This window comes from Amycolatopsis sp. NPDC114478 (assembly GCF_055633805.1).
In genome coordinates this window covers 25252-41710 of sequence record NZ_JBVKDO010000011.1, presented here as the reverse complement: position 1 = coordinate 41710, position 16459 = coordinate 25252, and the positions used below count along the sequence as shown (strand labels likewise).

General features: G+C 67.4%; 18 protein-coding genes. 16 read left to right on the top strand and 2 right to left on the bottom strand.

The window, feature by feature from the left end; translation table 11 throughout:
• The first annotated feature begins 109 nt into the window (after positions 1-109).
• The 4 genes from ACZ7OH_RS27995 (at position 110) to ACZ7OH_RS27980 (ending at position 3881) form a co-directional block, all read left to right on the top strand.
• The gene (locus ACZ7OH_RS27995) at positions 110-1624 is read left to right on the top strand and encodes a helix-turn-helix domain-containing protein (protein ID WP_470283527.1); all 1515 of its coding nucleotides are present in this window, start codon (positions 110-112) and stop codon (positions 1622-1624) included.
• Positions 1625-1750: 126 nt separating this feature from the next.
• A complete protein-coding gene (locus ACZ7OH_RS27990) occupies positions 1751-2821 on the top strand; it encodes an asparaginase (protein ID WP_470283526.1) in 1071 nt (356 codons plus the stop codon).
• Positions 2814-3284, top strand: a complete 471-nt coding sequence (locus ACZ7OH_RS27985; protein WP_470283525.1) for a PPC domain-containing DNA-binding protein — start codon at positions 2814-2816, stop codon at positions 3282-3284. Before ACZ7OH_RS27990 ends, ACZ7OH_RS27985 begins: the two co-directional genes overlap by 8 nt.
• A gap of 123 nt (positions 3285-3407) precedes the next feature.
• Positions 3408-3881 carry a GNAT family N-acetyltransferase gene (locus ACZ7OH_RS27980; protein WP_470283524.1) on the top strand — a complete coding sequence of 158 codons (474 nt, stop codon included), beginning with the start codon at positions 3408-3410 and terminating at the stop codon, positions 3879-3881.
• 25 nt (positions 3882-3906) lie between these two features.
• Here ACZ7OH_RS27980 and ACZ7OH_RS27975 read toward each other — a convergent pair whose 3' ends face one another.
• Positions 3907-4605: an HAD family hydrolase gene (locus tag ACZ7OH_RS27975; RefSeq protein ID WP_470283523.1), complete on the bottom strand. Its 699-nt coding sequence runs from the start codon at positions 4603-4605 to the stop codon at positions 3907-3909.
• Between the two features lie 87 nt (positions 4606-4692).
• On the opposite strand from ACZ7OH_RS27975, the gene ACZ7OH_RS27970 reads away from it, so the two are divergent.
• Positions 4693-5886, top strand: a complete 1194-nt coding sequence (locus tag ACZ7OH_RS27970) for a helix-turn-helix domain-containing protein (RefSeq protein WP_470283522.1) — start codon at positions 4693-4695, stop codon at positions 5884-5886.
• 504 nt (positions 5887-6390) lie between these two features.
• On the top strand, positions 6391-7485 hold the full coding sequence (locus ACZ7OH_RS27965; RefSeq protein WP_470283521.1) for an IS630 family transposase: 1095 nt from the start codon (positions 6391-6393) through the stop codon (positions 7483-7485).
• Between the two features lie 11 nt (positions 7486-7496).
• On the opposite strand, the gene ACZ7OH_RS27960 is transcribed toward ACZ7OH_RS27965, so the two are convergent.
• Positions 7497-8552 (bottom strand): helix-turn-helix domain-containing protein, encoded by a 1056-nt coding sequence (locus tag ACZ7OH_RS27960; RefSeq protein ID WP_470283520.1) that lies wholly within the window; start codon positions 8550-8552, stop codon positions 7497-7499.
• Positions 8553-8713: 161 nt separating this feature from the next.
• Here ACZ7OH_RS27960 and ACZ7OH_RS27955 point away from each other — a divergent pair, with 161 nt between their 5' ends.
• From ACZ7OH_RS27955 to ACZ7OH_RS27910, 10 genes are all read left to right on the top strand, one after another.
• A complete protein-coding gene (locus tag ACZ7OH_RS27955; RefSeq protein WP_470283519.1) occupies positions 8714-8899 on the top strand; it encodes a hypothetical protein in 186 nt (61 codons plus the stop codon).
• Positions 8896-9252, top strand: a complete 357-nt coding sequence (locus ACZ7OH_RS27950) for a hypothetical protein (RefSeq protein ID WP_470283518.1) — start codon at positions 8896-8898, stop codon at positions 9250-9252. The genes ACZ7OH_RS27955 and ACZ7OH_RS27950 overlap by 4 nt, the downstream gene beginning before the upstream one ends.
• A gap of 932 nt (positions 9253-10184) precedes the next feature.
• A complete protein-coding gene (locus tag ACZ7OH_RS27945) occupies positions 10185-10649 on the top strand; it encodes a helix-turn-helix domain-containing protein (protein WP_470283517.1) in 465 nt (154 codons plus the stop codon).
• Positions 10646-11635, top strand: a complete 990-nt coding sequence (locus ACZ7OH_RS27940; protein ID WP_470283516.1) for an SAM-dependent methyltransferase — start codon at positions 10646-10648, stop codon at positions 11633-11635. Before ACZ7OH_RS27945 ends, ACZ7OH_RS27940 begins: the two co-directional genes overlap by 4 nt.
• A gap of 296 nt (positions 11636-11931) precedes the next feature.
• A complete protein-coding gene (locus ACZ7OH_RS27935) occupies positions 11932-12936 on the top strand; it encodes a S1 family peptidase (RefSeq protein WP_470283515.1) in 1005 nt (334 codons plus the stop codon).
• A gap of 576 nt (positions 12937-13512) precedes the next feature.
• Positions 13513-14412: an SAM-dependent methyltransferase gene (locus tag ACZ7OH_RS27930; RefSeq protein WP_470283773.1), complete on the top strand. Its 900-nt coding sequence runs from the start codon at positions 13513-13515 to the stop codon at positions 14410-14412.
• Positions 14402-15358 (top strand): SAM-dependent methyltransferase, encoded by a 957-nt coding sequence (locus ACZ7OH_RS27925; protein ID WP_470283514.1) that lies wholly within the window; start codon positions 14402-14404, stop codon positions 15356-15358. The genes ACZ7OH_RS27930 and ACZ7OH_RS27925 overlap by 11 nt, the downstream gene beginning before the upstream one ends.
• Positions 15355-16020, top strand: a complete 666-nt coding sequence (locus tag ACZ7OH_RS27920) for a Scr1 family TA system antitoxin-like transcriptional regulator (RefSeq protein ID WP_470283513.1) — start codon at positions 15355-15357, stop codon at positions 16018-16020. The genes ACZ7OH_RS27925 and ACZ7OH_RS27920 overlap by 4 nt, the downstream gene beginning before the upstream one ends.
• A complete protein-coding gene (locus ACZ7OH_RS27915; protein WP_470283512.1) occupies positions 16020-16154 on the top strand; it encodes a hypothetical protein in 135 nt (44 codons plus the stop codon). Before ACZ7OH_RS27920 ends, ACZ7OH_RS27915 begins: the two co-directional genes overlap by 1 nt.
• On the top strand, positions 16151-16405 hold the full coding sequence (locus tag ACZ7OH_RS27910) for a hypothetical protein (protein ID WP_470283511.1): 255 nt from the start codon (positions 16151-16153) through the stop codon (positions 16403-16405). The genes ACZ7OH_RS27915 and ACZ7OH_RS27910 overlap by 4 nt, the downstream gene beginning before the upstream one ends.
• Positions 16406-16459: the final 54 nt, after the last annotated feature.

Below are 16459 nucleotides of genomic sequence, written 5' to 3'. Positions count from 1 at the left end.
ATTGCCATGTGACCAGGAGCACCTATGCTCACGGAATGGGGCAAACCCGCAACAGCGTGTGGTCGGACCTTGTTGCCCCCTCCGTGACACACAGCGCCAGGAGCCCACGATGACGGACGACACGGCCGACACCCCGGTTGGCGACAGGGACATCGAGCCCGCGGCGGCCCAGCTCGCCGAAGAGATCCGGCGCCGCCGTCTCGCGGCCAACCTCAGCCACGCCCAGCTCGGGGCGAAGATCGGCTACTCCCGGCAGTACGTGTCCCTTGCCGAGCGGCCTCGCAAAGGCCTGCCCTCCTCCGACCTGGTTCGCGCCCTCGACCACGGCCTGGGCGCAGACGGCGCATTGCTCGGCCTGCGTGAGGGTGCCGAAAACGCCAAGCAAGCACGGCGCCGCTCCCGCACCGGCGCTCTGGTGGCGGGAATCTCGATACCGGTCGCCGGCCCGCCGCCCGCCGGCGTCCCCGGACTCACCTTGGACACCGGGCGCAATTCCGAGGGCGAGGTGGCAGTGCAAGCACCAGCGGGCCGGTTCTTCACCGGCACCGAGATCGCGGCCAGGGCGTATCCGGCCAGCGACGACGGCCGCATCCTCGCCACCGTACCGACCGGGTTCGCCGACGATCCGTTCCTGCGACGGCACCGGCGTGGACTGGTCATCGGCGTCACCCACGGGGACGGGCACGGTCCCAGCCTCTTCGGCCTGGACACTCGACAGGCTCGCCGCCGCCTGGCCGGGACACCCGATCAGGCGCGACTCCTGATGTCACGCGCCTACGCACTCGACGACCTCACTCTCGGCATCCTCTGGGCAGTGGCCAACCTCGACGAGGCACTGCTGGACGACGACGGATCCTTGGACGAGAGCCGGGGGCAACTGGCCGCCTACGAGCGATTGCCCCGTTCCGCGGCCGGGCGAGAGATCGCCGGCAACCTCGCGCCGGTGTCGCAAATGTGGCTGGGCTCGCAGTTCTGCGCCAGTCACATCCTGCGCCACACCGAAAAACTCACCGACATCCCGGCGTTCTGGACCCGCGAGCAGCGCGGCGAAGAAGCCAGCACCTGGCTGTTGTTCGCGCACAAGTACGCCTACCTATGCCAATCCGGCAGCGCACGTCCCGGATCGGATACCGCGCCCACCCGCGCGTTCTGCATCCCACCATCGGCCGTGGCCGACTCCAGCCGTCCCGAACGGATCATGTTGCTGCTCGCGATGGCGCTGATGGAGTCGTTCGGCATCACCGTCAACGTCACCGCAGAGCCCGAATACGCCGCCGTCCCCGGCTTCGTCTTCGACGGCCAACGGCACGCCATCGTCGCAAACTGGGTCGGCACCGACGGCATCTGGCAGGTCGACGTCACCGACACCTCGCCACTGCTGCGCGAGTTCGCCGACGCCACCGGATACGCCCGCGCCCACTCGATCGCCGCCGCCGAGACACCGGAAGAACGACTGCGGGCGCTGGCGGAGTACCTCGACCTCGATTGGGCCTGGTTGGTCCGCCGCTGCGCCGAACTCGGCGACTACGGCAGCAGCGGCATCGCCCAACCCCGCAGCCGCCTGCTGTCCACCGACGGCGTCGATCAGGCCTGTCGCTTCCTCGCACAGGCCGTTCACTGCTGACCTGAGGCCACCTCAGCGCGAAGCAGGCAGCCCGGCACGCTGGCAGCGTCGGAGGCGAGGTGATCGCCGAACGTCGCGCTAGGCTGCCTGACCGATCCCACATCGACCCAGGGAAAGGGGCGCCCTGTGCCCGAATTCTCTACCAACTCGGAACGCCGCGTGGTCGTGTTCGGGTTGGGCGGCACGATCGCCATGACCTCTACGTCGGGCGGCGGTGTGGTGCCTGCGCTGTCCGCAGATCAGCTCGTCGCGGCCGTGCCCGGCCTGGCCGATTCGGGCATCTCCATCGAGGTGGAGGACTTCCGCCAGGTCCCCGGCGCGTCCCTGGCCATCGAAGACCTGACCGCACTGGCCACCGCGATCGAAGCGCGGTTCGTCGCGGGCGCCGACGGCGTAGTGATCACCCAGGGCACCGACACCATCGAGGAAACCGCCTACCTGCTCGACCTCGCACACACCCGGCCGGAACCGATCGTGGTCACCGGAGCCATGCGCAACCCCACCTTGGCCGGGGCCGACGGGCCTGGCAACCTTCTGGCCGCCATCCAGACCGCCGCCAGTCCCAACGCCCGCGACCTGGGCGCGCTGGTGGTGTTCGCCGACGAGATTCACGCCGCCGCTCGCGTCCGCAAGACCCATTCCACCAGCGGCCACACCTTCGCCTCCGCCAACGGAGGCCCTCTTGGCTACCTCGTGGAAGGCCAAGCCCGCGTCGTCAACCACCCAACGGGCCGCACCACCATCCCGGCAGCTGTCGAACCCCGTTCGGTCGACATCGCGCTGATCACGATGCTGCTCGGCGACACCGGCACCCTGCTGCGCTCCGTCGCCGGCAGTTACGACGGGCTGGTCGTGGCCGGATTCGGCGTCGGCCACGTGCCCGCCACTGTCGTGGACACGCTGACCGACCTGACCGCGGCGATGCCCGTGGTGCTGGCCTCCCGCACAGGAGCCGGTTCGGTGCTCGCCCACACCTACGCCTTCCCCGGATCCGAATCCGACCTGCTGGGCAGGGGCCTGATCTCCGCAGGGTTCCTTGACCCCTTCAAGGCCCGCATCCTGCTGTATCGCCTCCTGGCGAGTGGACACGACCTGGCCAGTACCCGCGCTACCTTCGCCCACGCCGGCGGATACGCCGACCTCGATCAGCAGCCCGACCCTGCCAAGTCCGCCGTCCCGGGAGTCGCCCGTGCGTAGCCATGAACTGACCCTCGGCCGCAGTTTCGCCGTCGCTTTCGACCACGGGGACGACTTCTTCACTGCCCTCACTGACTTTTGCCGCGACAACGGGGTGCGTCAGGGCTTCATCCCCGGATTCATCGCCGGATTCAGCGAGGTGCAGATCGTCGGCACCTGCGACAAACTCGACGACCCGAACGCACCCGTGTGGACCAAGGTTCACCTGACCAACGTTGAAGCCTTCGGCGGCGGCACCCTCGCCTACGACCCAACCAACAACAGTGTCGCGCCACACATCCACGTCGCGGTCGGCCTCAAAGAACACAGCGCCGTCGGCCACACTAGCCACCTCCTTGGCGCACAAGTCCAATTCCTCACCGAGATGCTCGTCATCGAAGTCGCCGCACCTCAGATGCACCGCGTCCGCCAACCCGACCTCTACGATGTCCCGCTTCTCCGATTCGGCCCCAACGCCGACTAGAATCACGCAACCGTCGCCACCACGGACCGAGACATTCTCGACGTCGGCTCCAGCGTCGTCGACGCAGGCGCTTCGACCGCAGAAATCCTCGTCATACTGGTACACGTCAGCAGAGGGCGACCGATGAAGATCACTCCGCTGGGTCAGCACGACATCCCTGATGTCATCGAACTCATGACGCTCGGCGCGCCGTACATCCGGCCGCGCACCGCCTCCGACTACTGGCTCTACGCCAACCTCTTCTCCAGCACCTGCCCCATCGCACGCCACAACGAGCACCTTGTCGGCGCCATCATGGCCTTCCGCAGCCAAGACAACCCCGACGACCTCTACATCCAAGACGTCATCACCCACCCCGAGCACCGCCGTAAAGGCGTCACCTCCGCCCTACTGGATACCGTCTATGGGCGCGCCACCGCACTGGGAGCGGTTCGTCTCTATCTCACGTCGGAGCCGGACAACACCGCAGCGCACAACACCTGGACACAGCGCGGATTCGTCAATGTTCCCGGCGATCAGGAAGTCAACGGCGTATCTGTGATCTCTGACTACAAGGGGCCTGGCAAACACCGAGCGGTATACGAGCGCGTGCTCTGAGGCCACTGATTATCCGGCTTCAGCGCTAAAAAAGGATATTCGGAAGTTTTGAGAGCGTCGGCACCGTCAGAGTCGCTCCGGCGTGACGCAACTCAGCTTCACTTGTCTTGCCGGTGGCCACGGCGACGACGCGCACGCCAGCGGATAACCCGGCCTTCACGTCATTGGGCGTATCCCCGATCAGCACGACCTGTTCGTTCTTGAAGCGTGCTCCCGCTCTCGCTTCAGCTCGTTGCCGTGCGATCTGGACCAGTTCCGAGCGCTCGGCGTGATCGTCGCCGAAGGCGCTGCTGTCGAAGTCGAGGAAGCCAGCAAGCCCGAATACCTCCAGTTTGATTCGCGCCACCTTCCGCAGGTTGCCCGTAAGGATCGCTTGGTGGACCGACCGGTCGGCCGCGAATCGTTCGAGCGTCTCCCGCGCGCCGGGCAAAGCGCGCCCCGTGGCGGCCAGCTCGCCGCGAGCGTCCTCATAGCCCTGCACCAGGGTGTCAGCCAGCTTCTGCATAGCCCGGTCAGTTGGCTCGAGGCCGTTGACGTGTAGCGATTCAGCCATGATGTCCAGTTCGGTGCGCCCGGCGATGGTCGCTAGTTCGGCCAGCGGCTTGCCAGTCGCAATGGGAAACGCCCGGTCGTAGATGGCCCGCCCGACGCCCCTCGTCTCGATGAGCGTGTGGTCGATGTCCCACAGCACCAAGGTCCGAGGTGCGGCGTCAGGCGCGGTCATGTCGTGAGTGTGCCATCCGTGACGAATCGAACGCGGCGCGATACCATATGGCCTGGTCAGACGCCCTACTGGAGGCGACGCGAGATCGTGAACGACGAGTTGGCACGGGTAGTGGGTGACCGGCTGCGGTTCTACCGCACGGCCGCTCACCAGACGAAGACCGTCGTCGCCGGGCTCACCGGTATCACACCGGACTACCTTTACCAGATCGAGCGAGGGCAGAAGCTCCCCACGATCCCGGTGCTCACTCGACTGGCCGACGTGTTGGGCATTGAGCCGGGCGACCTGCTCAACAGTCGGCCGGCAGCACCGGTTCGGCGCGCATCCAACGTGACCGCGGACGCGATCTACCGTGCCATGACCACGCAGGCGACAGCCAGCCCGCTTCCGGTTGGCGAGCTCGGCCGCCAGGTCCGCGAAGCCTGGAGTACCTGGCAAACCTCCGGTCACCGCTATAGCGAACTGACCACCGACCTGCCGGAACTCATCGCAGCAACGGAAGCGACAATCCGCTGCGCGTCAGGTAAGCAGCGGCGCCAGGCTCAAGCTGTATCCGCCGATTTGTATGGCCTCATCCGGACCGTGACAAAGCGCGTCGGCCGCGTCGATCTGCCGCTCCTCGCTGTTGACCGCGCGCAGCGAGCGGCTGAGCAAGCCGACGACCCGATTCGGCTGGCCGGAGCGCGGTGGAACCTTATTCAGGTCATGCTCGCAGACGGCCAAGCAGAGAATGCGGAAGGGGAAGCTATGAAGGCCCTTGCCAGCCTCCGATCAGCTCTCGCCCCTGACGATCTCGACGCCGCGGCGATGGCGGGTGCCCTCTTGCTGATCGCTGCAGTGGCGGCTGTCCGCGCGGGCAATGTCTGGACTGGTCGGGACAGGCTCCGCCAGGCCGCGCCACTGGCCGAGCGAGTTGGCGACCGCAACGTCTGCTGGACGGCGTTCGGGCCGACAAACGTGGCCATGTACGCCGTGTCGATCGAGGTGGAGTCTGGCGAATCCGTGGAGGGTTTGCGGCTGGCCGCGCAGATCGACCACGAGCGATCGCCCTCGATTGAGCGGCGTGTGGCCTTTCTGCTCGACCAAGCCAAGGGCTACGCGCAGCGTCGCGACTTCGCCCAGACGCTCGCTCTCTTGAAGGCAGCTGAAGTTGACGCGCCGGAAGATGTCCATTTTCGACCCGCAGCCCATTCACTCATCCGGACCGTCTTGGAGCGCGGGCGACGGACCGAGTCAGTCGTGGCCTCGCAGTTCGCCAACCGGATCGGCTTACCGGCCTAGGCAAGCCTGCACCTTTCACCTACCCGAACTGACAGTTCGGGTTACCGGTCAGTAGCCGTCATATCGTGGCGTCTGGCACCTCGGCGGCCAGTTGATCTTCCTCTTGCCTCCGAGGTCACGGACGAACTCCCGCACGCACGACCTTCGTTCGCCGTGAATAACCCGGTCGTCGGGGTGCCAACCAGAGACCGCGAGCAACGATTGAGGCGATCCCGGTGTCCCGTTCCACCGTGCAAAGCATGCGTCGAACTACGCAGATCAGCGTTCGCGGCCACCGCCAACAGCCCGACCTGGATTCCTCCCCCCAGGCCCCATCGCGTCTCTCGTCAGCCAGCCTGACGGTACGCGGCACAAGAATCGGCGAGCACTTATTGATCCCGGATGAGCAGCTCGACCTCGCCCATCCGGCGCGCAAGTCTCGCGGAGTTGACCTCCGACGAGCTAGTGTCCCGTGATTCCGTTTGGTTTACGTCGGGTTGACTGGGCATGGTGTTGGCTGACTCGGTGGAGTTGACGACGGAGCAGCGCGCGGAGTTGCAGGCCCTGGTGTACAGCCCGGACGTGGCGGCGACGGTCGCGACGAGAGCCCGGATTGTGTTGTGGTGCGCCGAGGGCAGGCAGAAGAAGGATGTCGCCGTGCTGGCCGGGGTGTCGCGGCCGACGGTGGATCTGTGGCTGGACCGCTACGGCGCGGAGGGCATTGCCGGCCTGCTCGACCGGCCGCGGGGTGCGGCTCGCGAACAGGTCGCAGCGTCGATCCGGGCTCGGATCCTGGCGCTGAGCCGGACCAGCCCGCCGGTGCCCACCGGGCTGTCGCACTGGTCGAGCCGGGAGATGGCCGCGTTCATCGCCCGCACCGAAGGCGTGTCCGTGTCTTACCACTATGTCGCGAAACTCTGGCGGGACAACGGGATCAGACCCCATCGTCACGGCACGTTCAAGGTCAGCAAGGATCCGGAGTTCGCTGCGAAGGTCGCCGACATCGTCGGGTTGTATCTGGAGCCGCCCGGCGGCGCGGTGGTGCTCTCGATCGACGAGAAAACCCAGATCCAGGCCCTGGACCGGACTCAGCCGCTGCTGCCGATCGACTTCGACGCGGCCGAGAAGCGCACGCATGACTATGTTCGCCACGGCACCACGAACCTGTTCGCCGCGTTGAACGTGGGTACCGGCGAAGTCCTGGGCGAGTGCACTCCGACCCGCGACGGCGCGCGCTTCCTGGCGTTCCTGAAGAAGGCCGTGAAACCGCACGCGGGCAAGGAGGTCCACGTCGTGCTGGACAACCTCTCGACCCACACCACGCCGGAGGTCATGGCCTGGCTCTCGGACAACCCGCACGTGCGGTTCCACTTCACCCCCAAGGGATCCTCCTGGATCAACCAGATCGAGACCTGGTTCGGGATCATCACCCGCCAGTCCATCCGCCGCGGCACCTTCACCAGCGTCAAGATCCTGATCAAACAGATCCGCGACTACATCACGCACTGGAACACCACCGCCCAGCCCTTCACCTGGACCGCCACCGCCGACGAAATCCTGGCCAAAGTCAAACTCGTCCAGGTCAACATCAAGAAGCTCGTCGACAACAACGCCAAGTAATGGCATCAGAATCACGGGACACTAGCTCTCGCCTCGCTAAACGCGGCACGGGCCGCGTCCAGCTCGCCAGCGCGAGCGTAGGACTCAGCCAGCCACGTCCGGTACAGCGCCACCTCACGGGCGTGCGCGTGGTCGTAACGGTCGATCGCAGCCGTCAGCAGCGGCGCTGCGGCGCCCGGGTCACCCAGCTCGATCAGGCACCGGCCCGCCATGACATCAATCTCGTCCCGCGACATCCAATACACCCATTCGGGTTCCGCAACGTCGACGGTCCGCTGGTCGAAAGCAATGTCAACCGCATCCAGCGCCCGCCGGGTGGCGTCCCGGTCACGAGCCCGTGCGCTGGCCCACGCGAGGCGTTCCAGCAGGAGAGTGCGGACCACCGGTGGGGCTCGTCGGGCCCCGGTCACCGCGCTCCTGGCCAGCAGACGGGCGTCGGCCAAATCGCCCACGTTCGCCATCTGGTAGGACAGCGACGAGAACAGCTGCCCGACCAGCGCACTGTCCCCGGCTTCGCGAGCTGCGGAAACACCGTCCAGATACGTGTGCTCGGCCTGCAAGTACGCTCCGGCGTCGCTGGCGACCCATCCGGCCAGCTGCGCGAGCTCACCGACCGCTACGCGCAGCCGTCGGCCTACCGGCTCGGTGTAGCTGCCATCGTTCACGACGTCGGCGGCGTCCGCCAGTTCGCGCTGGACCAGCGGGCTCAGATCCCCTCCGCCGACTGTGTCGTCCAGGTGGCGAAGCTCGATCACGCGCCTCTCCAGCTCCTGGACGAGGCTGGCGCCGACGCGACGTCCTGCCTTCCGGTGCGCGACCACGGGCGTGTCGGACACGAGCCATTCGTGCGCCAGGCGCAGCGGGTCCATCGACGGCCCGTACAGCGCGTCCACGGCAATGTTCAACGCACGCGAGTAGGCGGTCACGTGCTCCGGCTTCACGGCGCGTTCGCCGTGCTCCAGCTGCCAGAGGTATGTCTTGCTGTAGTGCGTTCTCGCCGCCATCGCCGACAGGCTGATCCTGGCGGCTTCGCGTGCCGCCCGCAGTCGCTCACCCAGCTCGTGCATGATCTCCCGCCTCGCTGCGAACAGTTGCGAACGGCGTTTCGATTCCCATCACGCCCCGTAGCTACCAGGCTACCCGATACACCCATTCGACCGCCTGATTCGAAGCGCAGTCGGTTGTTCACCCAGAAATGCGCCGAGACGGTAAACGTGAGGAGAGCACGGTGACAATGGACTTCGCATCGCTGGCAACGCTGCTGCCGATTACGTTCACTGCGCTGTTCGCCATCGCCTTCGCCATCGGCCTAATCCAGCAATGGGTGGCCAGCCGAAAGCAGATCCGAGTCAGCAGTCGGAATTCTCGTCCGCACGGAGCAGAGCCCGACGCCTCGGGACGTGATCGACGATGACCATGCCTGTCACGAGTCCGTTCGCGTTTCTCGCCGACGAACCAGCCTCCGATCCTTTCATCACCTTGCTGAAGCGCGGCTGGGACTTCCACCCCGAGTTCGACACCAACGGCCTTCCCGAGCGGGTCACCGGCTCGTTCACGTGGGAGGAAGACGGCTTCGTCGACGCACTCCGTATCAAGAGCGAGACCGACGCCGCCGCCATCCGCGTCGACCGCGCCGGCGGGACAGTCTGGGAACGCACCGGCGACGCCCCCGGCATCCTGCATCAGCTCGTCGACCTCCCCGACCCCAGCAGCCCGCTCGCGCCCCGCCTCGTGATCGGCTCGGCTCCGCGGTTGTGGACGCCGTGAAGTCGCCGTGGGCGCGGCGAAGCGCGCAACGACACGTTGCCATCATGCAGGCACGACATGCGTTGGGGCCACGCGCTGAGGTTCCTTCGCCCGGGCTCGGAGCAAGCGTTGACGTACGCGCAAACGTGGTCGACGGCGTGGCTGGTGGGCTGGGGAGACACCGCCTTGATCCCGCCAGCCTACGAAGCGCCGATGTACGAGCGCCTCGCGGCCGTCATGGGCGTCATCTCCGCCCGCCTGACACCGGCGGCAGACACCGGCCCGACCGCAGGCCCAGACGATCCAGTACCGCGATCGTGACCGCCCCGATAAGCCCGGCCCGGACAGACGACACACCCCTTGCTGTCCGGTCCGCGCGCCCCGGCCGCACTCGAACTCCCCGATTCCGGGCGGCCGGGGCGCTCCACAGACCAACACCCGAAACGAGAGCGTGATCACCGATGGAAGTTGTGGCTCATGCCCCGCCGGCACCACCGACTGCTCGGCCAACCGCAACAGTCCTCCGGTCGCCCTCCACCAATCATCCGCGCGTCCACGGCATCCACGTCGCGACGTTCGACGCCACCGGCGCGCTCGCACCTGCCTGCATGTCGGCGACGTCCCGCGGCGACATCGCCGCGGCGACACGAAGCCGCACCCCGCGCTACCGCGCCACCACCGCTGCGGTCACCTGCGAGAAACCCGGCTGCGACATCGGCGACGCCGGAGCCGCTGCTGACCAGTCGGTAAAGCCCGAGGCTAACGCGGAGCCGCTATGCCGGTGACCGACGGCGCGAGACCCGAGACCTACTGGTGGAGCATCGCCCGCGCGCGACCTCTCCACGACTATCTCGACTCGCAGACACCCACGGCTCGCGTGCGGCACTGGCCGACTCGAGATCCCGACTTTCCCGACACCATCCACCCTCTCCAGCACGCCTTGGACGATCCTGATGAGCCCGACCGACACCGGCGACCTCGCCCACGCCGTGGGCGCGGAACTGCAGCAGCAGCGAGAAGACCGCGGCTGGTCCCGCGCTGCGCTCGCCGCCTGGTCCAACGGCCGGGCGGTGCCGAAGGCCCTCATCACGTGGGAGAAAGCCACCCGTTCGATGTCCCTGCGCCGGCTCGGCGACGCCGGCCGGATCTACCTGATCCGGCCGTCCGAGCTGCTGGCCCGCGCTGAGCGCCGCATCGGCTGGAACCCCGACCTCGCCGTCGACCTCACCGCACTGGCCGCCACCTCGCTCAACACGCTCCGTCCCGCCGCCCGCTGGGCACAACAACAACTCCACGCCGGAGAACCAGCGTTTCGCGGGCTCGCCCCCGATGAGCTCGCGGTGCTCGCGGACCGCTGCCGCCTAAGCATCGCGCACCTGACCATCCTGCTCTCCACCGAGGCACCGGTACACCCATGACCCAGAAACACAGCTCGCCCCACAACCTTGTCCGCGAACCGGTCACAAACATCCCGGCATGGTGGACACCGTGCGGAACCAACCCGGACCGCGTGAACCTGGCCTACCTCTACGACGCCTTCCGCGAGGGCCTCAGCGACGGCCGTCGCATCCCATCCGGCAAAGACGCCCACCTCAACGAACACGACGCCGCCCGCGCGCTAACGCGGCGCATCCCGCACGCGGGGTTCGTGTTCCGGTCCGAGCGCGAATTCCTCGACCGCGCCGTCAACTACCTGATCAAGTACCACAGAATCGACACCTTCGTGATCGCCGGCGTCGGACTTCCCAGCCTGACCGGTAACGACCTGCACTCCTACATCCGGCGCTGCGAGAACAACCACCGCGCCCGGACCCGCGCCAACGTCATCTACGTGGAACGGGACCCGCTGACCCGTGCAGTGCTGCGCACGATGGCCGACGAACGGGACAGCGTCTACGTCCTCGGCGCCGATCCCTGGGATCCCACGCGAATGTGGGACAGCCTCTGCGGCCCCAACCACGAATGCCCGGCGTCGATCTCGCCACAGTACGAACGGCTGGCGTTGATTCTGGCCGGCGTGATGTCGTTTCACGGCGGCAGCCGCGGCGAGGTCGCACGCGTGGTGCAGGAACACATCGGGCACCTGCCCACCGGCTCGTTCCTGGCGATGACGCACCTGCTCGTCCCCGAACATCCCGAAATGGCCGCCCACGCCCTCGAACTCGAGTCAGCACTACACGAGGTCGGTCCCGGAACGGGAACTCTCGCCACCCGCAGCGAGATCGAGGCGATGGTCGCAGGCACAAACCTCGTGCCTCCCGGGATCACCCCGGCATTCGACTGGTACCCCGACGGGCCACCGAACCCGCCGGTCTGCGGGTATCTCAACGCCGCGGTCCTTGCCCAGAAACCCGCACCGGCCCACGAACTGCCCGACCCGCCTTGGCGGCCAGCAGGCACCTGACTTCCTGCCCGTCCACGCCCCGATGTCGCGGGCGGGCCGGGATCCGGAGCCGTTGCCCTCGCACGAAACGGGATACCTGCGCGAGGACACCGGTTGCCCGGAGACGACCGGCTACCCGAGGGTGGCCGGTCACCCACTCGCGATCCCAGGGTCCAGCAACCGGCCCTCACCGGGTCGCGGGTGACCAATCGGTGCCTGGCCGTGCTCACGGCTCCTGAGCACGGCCAGGCACCACCTACGCGCGCCGCGTCCGACGGCCGCGCGAAAACCACGACTGTGAAGGGACATTGTTGCTCGTGCGTTTCAGAAAGACACTCGCAGCAGCCCTGGCGCTGCTGCCGATGCTGACCGGCGTCTCCGCTGCCACCGCCGACACCGGCACACCTGCCCCCGCACCGCCCACCGCCACGGCGTCCCCGCGGATCGTCGGCGGCGACCCCGCCCCGATCGCCTACGCCGGCGCCGGATCCTTGCAGCTGCTCGACCACGACGACCCGGACTGGCACTCCTGCGGAGTCACCCTGCTCGCCCAGGGCTACGACGAAACCGGCCAGCCGGCCGCGGTGGCCGCGTCAGCCAGCCACTGCCTGAGCAACCCACCCAGCCTGGCCGAGCAAGCGCGGATGACCCCTCAGGCGAAGAAGATCTTCGCCAGCTTCCGCACCGACCTGCGCGACCCCACCATCGACCGCGGCGACCCCGCGACCTACCACGCGAGATTCGGCTCACCCAACCGGTTGCAGGGCGGTGTCGTCCGCACCGGCAGCAAGATCGTCGTCCCGCCGCGCTGGGCCTGGGGCCTACCGGACCCGGACGGCAAGATCTGGGATGCCTCCCTCATCCGGTTCGCCGGCCACGTCGACGGTGTCCGCCCGGCCCGCATCGCCCCCGCGCGGCTGTGGCAGCCCGCACGAGCGATCGGCTGGGGCATCACCACCGACCCCGCCGCCTGGACTGGCCCCGCACCCGCCCAGCTCAGCCAGCTCGACGTCCCGCTCCTGCGCGCGAGCCAGTGCACCCCGGGCGGCATCGGCGCTGGCGAGCTGTGCGCCGGGGTCCCGCCGACCGGCGGTGGCGTCTGCTCCGGTGACTCCGGCTCCGGCCTGTTGCAGCGCCACGGCGGTGACTGGTACCTGCTCGGCGCGGCCTCCCGCACCATCGCCGCTTTCTGCGGCAGCGCGGCCATCTACACCGACCTCAGTTCCTACGCGTCGTGGATCAGGCAGCAGATCCACCGGCTGCTGCCCGGCGCACCCACCGCCGCAACCCACAATCCGCCGGTGTTGGCCCCGATCGGCTGAGAACCGCCGACCGACGCAGCATCAGAAGATCTCGTCAACCCCACTTAGTCCATGACACCCGCAATCGCCGGTACCGCCTGCACTAGCTCGCCGGAGGCGCGAACGCGGATGACGGGTTCTCTCAGGCGATACCGATGAGCATGAGCCGTCGCCAGACAGGGATCGTCGATCCCCGACACCCGAATTCGCCTGAGACGGAACGAGACCGGGGCGAGCTAGGCCTGGTGTGACGGCAGATTCACACGTAGTTTCGGTGGGCTGTGCCGGCCCGCCGAACGAAGGGTTCCGCGTGCGACCCGACATCACACGCGGAATTACAAAAGGGACCTGGCATTTCTTCACAGTGGAGCCGGGCGTGACGTGCGCTGCGGACGCCCGGTTCCAGGACATGTCAGGCCAGCACATCGCGGACTGAAGCCAGCGGGACTCAACAAGTTCAGACCGCGATGCGGGGTGCCGGTCGGCATCCCCAGGGACGCGCCGATCGGCACTCCACTCCTCGCACCGCGCAGAAACCCGAATCTCTTGTCACGACGCCGCTCGCTCACCGTCAGCGAGCATGCCTTTGGGAAACACATGAACCAGAAAAAGACACCACCCGCGACGGAGCCGACACGGGCATCGTGGACGCGCATGTCGTCCTACTTCAGCGACAGCCCAGACCTCGACGACATCGACCGCGCAGCCGCGCGCAAGCTGCTCGGCGTCTCCCCGGAGATCGGCTACCTGTTTCGCGCCGAGCAAGGCTTCGCCGAACGCGCGGTCCGGTTCCTCACCCACCACGTCGGCCTCCGGCAGATCGTCATCGCTGGAGCCGGAATGCCGGACCGGCAAGCATTCGTCCCGATCCTGCGCTCCTCCGGCCTCGATGCGCCGAAACTGGTGTTCGTCGAACCCGACGTGGCATTGGCCGCCCGGTACCGCACGTACGCGACCGTCACGGACCCGGACATGATCCACGTCGTCGACGTCGATCCCATCCACGCCCACGTGCTGTGGCCCACGATCGCCCGAGACGTTTCCCTTGGGACCGCAGAACCGGTCGGCTTCCTGCTGATCGGTCACGTACCCCTGTTCCCGGGCGACCGCGAGCACGCCGCCGCGGTGGTCCGCGACCACATCGGGCATCTGCCGGCTGGGTCGTTCATCGGGCTCACTCACCTGCTCGACCCGCACACACCCACCTGGCGACCGACGGTGCGACAACTGAGCGACGCACTGCGGCGAACACCGCTGTTCGGTGGCGGCTGCGCGATCCGTGCCGAGCTGAATGCGATGCTGGCCGGCACCGAGATCATCTCCTCTGGTACCGAGGTGGTGGAACCCGGATTCGTGCCCTGTCACCAGTGGTGGCCCTCCGGCCCGCCGTTGCAGGTTCCCGAGATCGCCCGGCTGGACGTGTGCGCGCTGGCCCACATTCCCCTGCGCACAACCGCCTCGCCACACGAACAGGAGAGGACAGCCGATGTTGCCTGAGTCCGCATGCAGCGCTGGACCTCGTTCCGCCGAGGGCACGGTCCTCGACATCGAGTGCCCACGCCTGGACGCGATCGTCGACTACCTGCTCGGCTATAGCCACAACCTCACCATCGACCGCGAGTGCGGCGACGCCCTCATCGCCGAGCATCCGCGCCTGCCCCGTCTCGCGATCACCGGCGCCACCTGGGACAGAACGGCTGCGCACACCATGCTCGAACACGGCCTCCGTCGGTTCCTGTTCCTCGGCACCGGCGGATATCCGATTTGGGCCAGCTCGTCCACGCTGGCGGACCTGCACGAGGCGGGCGCACAGATCGTGGTGATCGAACACAACCTGGTCACCCGGCGCCTGCACAGCGTCATCGACCGGGGCGCTGCCGCCGACCGCGCCGACGTTCATCACCTGACCGCTCACCGCCACCACGACATCGCGACCGTGCCCGCGGTGGCTCAGCTGCTGACCGGCGCCGCCCCGCTGGGTATTCTGGCCGCGGGACTACTTCGCCCAGCCAGCCTCACCCTGGCCGTCATCCTGGGGCTGTTCGACGCCGCCCCGGACGGGAGCCTCGCGGCCATCAGCCAGCTCACCGCCCCCGCTCACGGCGATGGGTCCGACACCCACGTCAGCAGGCTCGCCGCTCGGACCGCCGACGAAGGCGGACCGATTGCTGTCGAAGACGCCGACGCTGTCGATCGCCAGTTGCGGGATCTCGTACACCTGGCGGACGGGTCCGGCGTGCCGTTCGTCGCGGACTCCGACGCCGCCGGCTTATCCCTGCGCGTCGCCCTTCTCGCTCGCACTCGCCCCCGCGCAGCCCATCCCGACCAACCCCGTGACGCCGATCCCCCAACGGACGCAACGGTTTCCTCCGACCGTCTTCGCACAGTCCCCGGCATCGACAGTCGGGCCGACAGCATGGCGAACGAATCGAGGGGCGCATGAACACTGCACTGACCGCGCTGCGTCAAGCCTTCTGCGAGAAGACCGCGGCGCAGATCCGCTGTTACGGCGGGGAAACCATCCCCGATCTCCTCAAAACGCCAGAGTATGCCCGGTTCTGTGGTCAAAACGCTCCAGTAACGCGGGCACGCCTGTGGATGCGCCTTCATCCGTGGCGGGTCACCGCGATCAACGGTCGCGGGTGCCCTCGGATAGAGGTGATCCTGAGCGAAGCGGCTCTGTACCGGCTCGCCGCCTTCGCCCCCGGATCGGAAATCGTCACCGGGCAGGTACGGCACCTGATCTGCCTGATCGGGCTGACGCACGTCAGCCTCCGCATCTATGGCTTCGAACACCTCCTCCCGCCGCCATCCGGCCTGACGACAGTGGCGACCACTAGGCGCGGTCGCACGCGAACATTCGTCGGCGACATTCTCTCCCCGTTCGGCGTGAGGCTCATGGCCGACGACGAAGCCGCAGATGTCATCGCCAAGATCGACCGGATTGCCCAGGCTTGCCGCGACAAAGGCGACAGCCGCGGCGTCCTCGTGGAAGTCCTCGCGCACCGGTCGAACCTCTGCTCCCACCAGCACTGTCGGTTCTGCGGCAGCCGAACCCCCGGCACGAGCGGAAGAACCGCTACCGCCGAGGAAAAGAAGATCTGATGGCGAACCACCAGCCGCGCACCTGCGGCCGCCGCCGCATCCTATTCGTACTGATCGGAGCTGCCGTGGCGCTGGCCCTGATCGTGCGCACGCTGTTGCGTGACGATCGCGCGGGAAGCATGACGCGTCCATGACGTTCTCGGTCGGAGACCTCAAGCTCACGATTTCGCAAGCACAGCAGTCGATCGGTGGAAATGGAGCGACCTACTTCACGGACCGGGAGTGCGTCCTGACCGAACACGAGGCCCTGTTGTCGGCTGTCCTGTCAGGCGTGAACATGCAATCGTGCCAACAGCTTGTGGCGAGACTCGTCGATCTGCGGCAGGCCAACGAAGCGCTCTTCAGACACAGTGTCAGTTCGACTACGCATGCAGCGACGCGCTGAGGGCGCTCTGAACCCCACTATGGCGGCCTCTCCGCCGCTCAGCCCGAGCGACGA